The organism is Desulfonatronospira sp. (assembly GCA_003563255.1).
GTDB lineage: Bacteria > Desulfobacterota > Desulfovibrionia > Desulfovibrionales > Desulfonatronovibrionaceae > Desulfonatronospira.
Genome location: PWSL01000078.1, coordinates 1 through 6,932, shown reverse-complemented (window position 1 = coordinate 6,932; position 6,932 = coordinate 1). Strand labels below are relative to the sequence as shown.

The 6,932-nt window shown below is 50.8% G+C and carries 4 protein-coding genes; 1 reads left to right on the top strand and 3 read right to left on the bottom strand.

Annotated elements, in window-relative coordinates; genetic code table 11:
- The first annotated feature begins 318 nt into the window (after positions 1–318).
- Positions 319–1,368 (top strand): NAD-dependent epimerase, encoded by a 1,050-nt coding sequence (locus QZP87_RS02255; protein ID WP_291321295.1) that lies wholly within the window; start codon positions 319–321, stop codon positions 1,366–1,368.
- Between the two features lie 114 nt (positions 1,369–1,482).
- Here the strand turns inward: QZP87_RS02255 and trkA are convergent, their stop codons facing one another.
- The 3 genes from trkA to QZP87_RS02240 form a co-directional block, all read right to left on the bottom strand.
- Positions 1,483–2,844 carry a Trk system potassium transporter TrkA gene (gene trkA / locus QZP87_RS02250; RefSeq protein WP_291321294.1) on the bottom strand — a complete coding sequence of 454 codons (1,362 nt, stop codon included), beginning with the start codon at positions 2,842–2,844 and terminating at the stop codon, positions 1,483–1,485.
- Positions 2,845–3,083: 239 nt separating this feature from the next.
- Positions 3,084–4,241, bottom strand: coding sequence for a cation:proton antiporter (locus QZP87_RS02245; RefSeq protein ID WP_291321293.1), 1,158 nt, complete (start codon positions 4,239–4,241; stop codon positions 3,084–3,086).
- Positions 4,242–4,375: 134 nt separating this feature from the next.
- Positions 4,376–6,448, bottom strand: a complete 2,073-nt coding sequence (locus QZP87_RS02240) for an SEC-C metal-binding domain-containing protein (RefSeq protein ID WP_291321296.1) — start codon at positions 6,446–6,448, stop codon at positions 4,376–4,378.
- Between the last annotated feature and the right edge of the window lie 484 nt (positions 6,449–6,932).

Sequence of the window (6,932 nt, the reverse complement as noted above, 5' to 3'; positions counted from 1 at the left end):
GGACAGGCACCCCCGCACTAATTTTTCGTAACCATTCAGGGGGCACTCAGTTGTAGTTCCTGGCACAAGGTCTGGGGACTGTCCCCGCTAAGTACTATCTTTGAAGGTTCACACAACTTAGCGTTTGTCATATTTGAATTGTGCAGGAAAGGTGTCGCGGGGACTGTCCCCGGGCCGTTGCGGCACCCCCTGAATAGTTACTATTTTTCAGTAATGATCTTCACATCAGCTAAAAATAAGTGCGGGAAGAGCCAGTCTCTGTGCCACATGCAAAGCGCAGAACAGATACAGTGGGTTTTTGTATCCAAAGGAGAAGACATGAAAATACTTGTGACCGGTACCGCTGGATTCATCGGGTTCAGGCTGGCCCTGACCCTGGTGGAGCGCGGCTTTGAAGTGGTGGGGCTGGACAACATAAATGACTACTACGATGTGCGGGTCAAATACGGCCGACTCCAGGAATCCGGCTTCCAGGGGCCATATGACTACGGCCGTCTGTATCATTCGGATAAGTATCCCGGGCTTTCCTTCATAAGACTCAACCTTGAAGACCGGGAAGGCATGCAGCATCTCTTCCGGGAACAGGGATTTTCCCGGGCCTGCAACCTGGCCGCCCAGGCCGGAGTGCGCTACAGCCTGACCAATCCTTATGCCTATGTGGATTCCAACCTGGTAGGATACGTCAACCTCCTGGAATGCTGCCGGCACAACCAGGTGCAGCACCTGGTATTTGCCAGCAGTTCCAGCGTGTACGGGCTCAACGAAAAGCAGCCCTTTTCAGTGCATGCCAACGTGGACCACCCTATCAGCCTCTATGCAGCCAGCAAAAAGAGCAATGAGCTCATGTCCCACACCTATGCCCACCTCTATGGGCTGCCCTGCACCGGATTACGCTTTTTTACCGTCTACGGACCCTGGGGGCGCCCGGACATGGCCCTTTTCCTGTTCACCAAAGCCATGCTGGAGGACAGACCCATAGACGTGTTCAACCACGGCCGGATGCAGCGGGACTTTACCTATATCGACGATATTGTGGAAGGAGTGGTGCGGGTCATGGATAATCCTCCCGCGGGCAACCCGGACTGGGATCCCAAAAATCCTGATCCGGCAACATCCAGTGCCCCGTACAGGCTTTACAACATAGGCAACAACAACCCCGTACAGCTTATGGATTTCATACAAGCTCTGGAAAAGTCCCTGGGCAAAAAAGCCCAAAAAAACCTGTTGCCCCTGCAGCCCGGAGACGTGCCCAGTACCTACGCCGACGTGGACAGCCTGGTCCGGGACCTGGATTACAAGCCCGAGACGTCTGTTGAGGAGGGGATTGAGCGGTTTGTTAAATGGTACCGGGAGTTTTTCCTTGCCTGATATTGATTCTAACGCGGGCTGTGCCCGCAACCCAGTTATCTGTTATTTGTTATTTGTTATTTGTTAATACTGACTACTGCAACTGGAAATAAAACTTTTTGCAGTCTCATCCTCTTACTCCCTGCAGGCGAAAAAGCGGTCCAGGTTGAAGCAGACTATGGTGAAAATCACCAGGTGATCGTCGGCCTTAAGCACGGTATTACCGTCAGGAATTATAATCTCATCACCCCTGACTATGGTGCCGATCAACAGACCTTTGGGAAAACCCGCCTGGGAAATTTTCTGCCCCACCACACAGGCCGTCTCCGGGAGCACCACCTCCATGACCTCTGCTGCTTCCTCCTTCAACAGGCACAGGGAGGCGACATCTTCACGCCTGGTAAAACGCAGGATCTGGGAAGCGGTAATCAGGTGAGGATTGACGGTTTCCAGGATCCCCAGGGTGTCATAAATTGAGGCGTAGCCTATCCTGGTTAGTTCAGAGATCACCTTGTGCACCCCGAGCTTCTGCCCCATCATGGAAGCCACAATATTTGTACGGTCATTTTCTGTAGCGGCCACCAGTATGTCTGCTTCAGAGATCTCTTCTTCGTTATAATAGGATAGCTCGGTGCCGTCTCCCTGCAGTACGATGGTCCTGCTGAGCTTCCGGTTCAGTTCTTCCACCCGGTCCGGGTCCTGCTCAATGATCTTGACAATAAAGGACCTCTGCTGATCCGATTCCAGGATAGAGGCCAGATAAAACCCAATAATCCCTCCTCCCAGAATTATCACCCGGTCCACCCGGGACGATTCATGGTGCAGAAGACTACTGGCCTTACGCATGACCTCTGCTTTTCCAATGAGGTAGACCTTGTCCCCCACCTGGATCTTGTCCCTGCCGCCGGGCAGCACGAAATCCCCGTTGGACCTCTTGATGCCCACCACTATACAGCCCCTGGGCAGATCCAGTTCCTGCAAAGTGGTATTGGTAATCCTGGCTTCCTGGGTGACAGTGGTTGAAACCATCATTACCCTGCCCTTGGCAAAATGTTCCACTTCAACGGCTTCCGGGAAGTGGATCATTTTGGATATTTCCTGAGCCACGGCCTTTTCCGGGCTGATTATCATGTCGATGCCGATCTCTTTGTGCACCAGTCCCCGGGTATCCACGTCAATGCTGCCCGCCCGCTCGGGGTTGCGCACCCTGGCCACTGTAAAGTGAACCCCGAGCTTTTTGGCGATCATACTGGCAATGATATTGACTTCGTCAGCGCCTGTAACAGCAATGAGCATATCAGCGGACTTGATTTTGGCCTTGTGCAGGATATCCAGGTTGGCACCGTTGCCGTTTATAACAGAAAGATCCAGGTCCTGTCCCAGCTTTTCGGCTATCTCCTTGTTATTTTCGATAACCACTATACTCTGGCGTTTGTGAAACAGGTTCTGGGCCAGCTCTCGCCCAACGCCTCCACCGCCGATGATAATAATATGCATAAAATAAATCCTCCTGAGGCCTTATATGATGAACCTGCAAAAAGTCATACAGGCACTGGTACTTTTGAATGGATCACAGAACTCTTTGTTTTGACCGACTACTGACTACCGGCCACTGACCCCTGTGACTCAAAAATGATTATTTTCAGTTGCGTCTGCTATAGTACTTAGCGGGGACAGTCCCCAGTCACGCCAGAGGCGTGAGTGCCAGTAATCAACACCGGGGACCCCCTGAATGGTTACTTTTTTTTAAGCCTGCGGTTGATAGTTTCGGCCATTGAGGGGGCCTTGCGGAAGAAAAACACCCCGATAAAAGCGGTAACCACAATGTAAATCCCCAGAAAGGTACGCAGCACCGGTTCTGCCAGGGCCGCTATGACCACGGAAAACTCCCCCCTGGGCACCAGGGAAAATGCCGCCCGGATGGCCCCCCTGAATGAGAGGCCGTAGATTCTTCCGCCCCAGAATCCTACTATCAGCTTGCCTGCTATGGCCCACAGAATGAGCAGCACCAGGGAAGCCGGGGAAATAATTCCTGTCTCCAGAGCAATGGATGTGCCGAACCAGAAAAAGAAAAAAGGCAGGCTCAGATCTTTTATGGGAGCGATAATTTTGCCCAGTTCCTTGGAGGTGCCTGTTTCTGAAAGCATTACCCCGGCCAGAAAAGCCCCCAAAAGCTTGGAAAGCTCCATGGCTTCGGCGATGCCGGCAAAGATCAGGGCTATGGAAATGGCAAACAGTGGCATAAAATCTCTGGACATGTACCTGCTTACAAATACGTCCAGCCTGCGGAAACCGTAATATGCAATAAAAATGGAAGCCGCGGTTACAAGTACTACCTTTATAAAGATCCAGGCAATGGCATCGGCTGTGATTACCCCGTGGGTGGTCAAACCCACCAGAAAAGATACCATGACCGGTGCCGCCAGGTCCTCAAAAATCAGAAGGGCCAGCTTGAACTCTCCTTCCGGGGTATTCGTACGCTTGGACTCCTCCAGCATTTTGACCGTGATGGAGGAACTGGTGGCATATGCTACGCCGCCGATGAGCAACGCAGCCAGCAGATCGAAACCCAGCAGATAGGCCAGCAGAAAACTGACCCCGAAGTTGAGCCCGATGTCCATGGCCCCGACTTTCCAGACCCTGCGGGATATATTTATGAGCCGGGCCAGGGGAAAATGCAGGCCCAGGAGAAAGAAAAGCAGCACAATGCCCACCCGGGCGATCTGGTCCACCAGGTCCAGTTCCGGGTCCGTCAGGAACCCGGCCAGCGCTGCACCCAGGAAGATATAAGCCAGAAGAGAAGGAATCTTCAGCCTCTGAAAAATATAACTCACCAGGAAAAAGAGCAGGAGCATTATCCCGCCCAGTAGAAAAAGATGCTCAGAATACTCCATAAAAGGTAACCATTCAGGGGGCCTCCGTGGTGACTATTGGCAAAAGGCCGGGAGGACTGTCCCCGCTATATAAGATTGTGCATCTTCACAAAATTTCGCGATTGTAATTTTTGTAGTAACCGTTCAGGAAGTCCTCAATGATCAGGCCCCCTGGAATAATGTCTGATCCATTTTTCCAGGTCCTGCCGGTGAATCAGATCCAGCACTTTGAGCTCTTCTTTTTCATATCTGATCAACAGACGATGATAAAGCCCGATACGCACTCTGTAAACTGATGAAAATCGTTCCAGCCTTTTACTCTGGCGCAGGACGTCCTGATCGTGAGCGGCAAAGCCTGCTATTGCCCTCAAAGCTTTGGCCACTATTCCTGTGGAGATCTGTTCACAACTGTTTCTGAACTGGTCCGTATAAACCGGTATGACTACTTTCTTAACATTAAAATCCGTCTCCCGGGCCGCTCCTGCATGTCCCTCATCCACAGCTTTTTCCCGCCCTTGATGGGGCAGTTTCTCATCAGTCTTGATTCTTTCAGCCCGCTTGGCTTCCAGCAGCTTGCTGAGCCTGCGCCGCTCATTCTGCTGTTCCCGGACTTCCATCTTCATCCGCTCAATACGCCGCTTCAAGTGGGAGACATCAGCCTGTTCCCCGGTCTGGGCATGACTCTGACCCTGTTCCAGGTTGATGGTATCCTTGAGCCGGTCTTCCTTTTCCAGCTTTTTGCTCAACGTCTGCAGCTCACGTTCTTTTTCCCGCAACTCGCGATCCTGTTCAAGTGCACAGCGTCTTCCTTCGTAGATTTTTTGCTTAAGTTCATGGATTTCCCTGTCTTTTGCCTCAAGATCAAAACCCTGTTCGAGCTTATCCATGGACCATTCATGGTAGTTTTCAATGGGGTCGTCCAGAGGCTCAAGATCCAGGTCTGTTCTGGCATTACGCAGAATATCCAGTAAAAACCTGTTATCAAGGGGTGACGTTCTGTGTTCAATGATCGCCGATCGGGTAAAGATTATGGTCAGTGCTGGAAACAGCTTTTCAAAACAATAAGCCATGTCCACCGGATTAAATCTTAGAAAATCATCCTGGTTGGTAAGGCAACCTTGACAGTGCTTTTCCATGGTCATGAACAGATCTTTATTTTCCAGGAGAAACATGTGAAATTTTTTGCCCTCTTCATCTTCAAGCTCATCTTGCGGGATCTGACCTTCGATTATTTTTGACAACTCAAGATCGCCGTCATCCAGGGCGGCATGCAGGAGGTCATGCAGGTGCAAAACGGCCAAGTCTTCCTGCTCCGGCCTGCCCTTCAACTCCAAAAGCATCCTGTAACCGGTTTCGTACAGCCCGAAGGCACTGGCCTTTTGGTATGCAGCCAACAGTTGTTTGTTTTTCAGTTTCTGATGGTTCAGTTTTTTCAGTTGGTAGGCCCGCATATTGTCTATAACCAGGGTATCATCCACCAGGTCCGGGGAGGACATGACCTGAGACATGGTCAGCCCGGCATAAGGAGAAGCATCATGGAATAATTCCTGATCCTTTTCCAGACAGCATTTCTTGTGCTTTTTGCCGCTTCCGCAATGACAAGGTGCATTTCTGCTGATTTTGGGCACTGGCCTACGGACTGTATGCGATTGTCCTATATAGCTGGGACCTTTGGATTCCGGGAGTTCTTCATGGATATCTTTTTCCAGGAATGCAGGCATAAAAACATTCCGGCTTTCCTCGTCCTCAAGAAAGGCCAGTGCGGACCGGATGAGCAGCATCGCCTCCGGCATAATAAGGCTGTTGGTCATTTTTGTCAGGACCTTCTTCACCTCCCGGCCCATAGCGCCGTACTTGACGCTGAACTCAACCGCCAGAAGAGCTGCCAGAACATTTCTCTGACCTGAAATATCCTTGGCCTGAGCCAGTTCAAGCAAAGGTTCAATTGCCTTCTCGTCCTGTTCTCGAAAAGGGTAGATAAAATCATCAGTTTTATCAACAACCTTCAATGATTGACACAGGACCCGGGTATCAAAACTCATCCTCTGATAAGCGATGACATTCAGAAAAATGCCCAGGGCTTTATCCTCACCTTCATCTATGAGCTTCAGCATGAGCCTTGTCAGGTCCTGCTGCGGGATCTGGGCAAAGCCGGGGGCGATCTCTGAAACCGCCTTGATGGATCGGTCTGTATTGCGAAGCAGGCCTAAAAGGGCTTCATCGGTCATGTTCAAAATTAACCTCGTTGAGTGTAGCCACTAAGAGTTAACCTTATGGAAAAATTCCTGCTCAGATTGTGTTTGCATTGGAAAATTCAAGACGTCAAGGGCTCAAAGGGTGTAAAACGAAATCGTAATCATTCAGAGGGTACTCGGCGATCACTAATGGCACCAGGCCTGGGGACTGTCCCTAACTGTGTAGGCTCACAAAACTTCGCGTCTGTAATTTTTGTATTGATGCATAAAAGGTGTCGCGGGGACTGTCCCCGGGCCGGTTCATTAGAGAAGATTAGTGAAGATTCGTGGACCCAAATACTCTTACTGTCCACCTATTGACACCGATGCACCCAATAAGATAAAATCGTCGTATTTCCGCCCGAAGGGCTGATACCTTTTCCTTGCGGGTCCTGCCCCGTGAAACAACGCTGAAAGCGTTCCTGCGGAGCAGGGTTTCACTGGGGTCTTATTCCCGCAAGGAAAAAATATATACCTC

What these genes read in the sequence shown, in the direction of transcription:
- QZP87_RS02255 (WP_291321295.1), top strand. Translation starts at nt 319, where the DNA reads ATGAAAATACTTGTGACCGGTACCGCTGGATTCATCGGGTTCAGGCTG.
- trkA (WP_291321294.1), bottom strand. Translation starts at nt 2,844, where the DNA reads ATGCATATTATTATCATCGGCGGTGGAGGCGTTGGGCGAGAGCTGGCC.
- QZP87_RS02245 (WP_291321293.1), bottom strand. Translation starts at nt 4,241, where the DNA reads ATGGAGTATTCTGAGCATCTTTTTCTACTGGGCGGGATAATGCTCCTG.
- QZP87_RS02240 (WP_291321296.1), bottom strand. Translation starts at nt 6,448, where the DNA reads ATGACCGATGAAGCCCTTTTAGGCCTGCTTCGCAATACAGACCGATCC.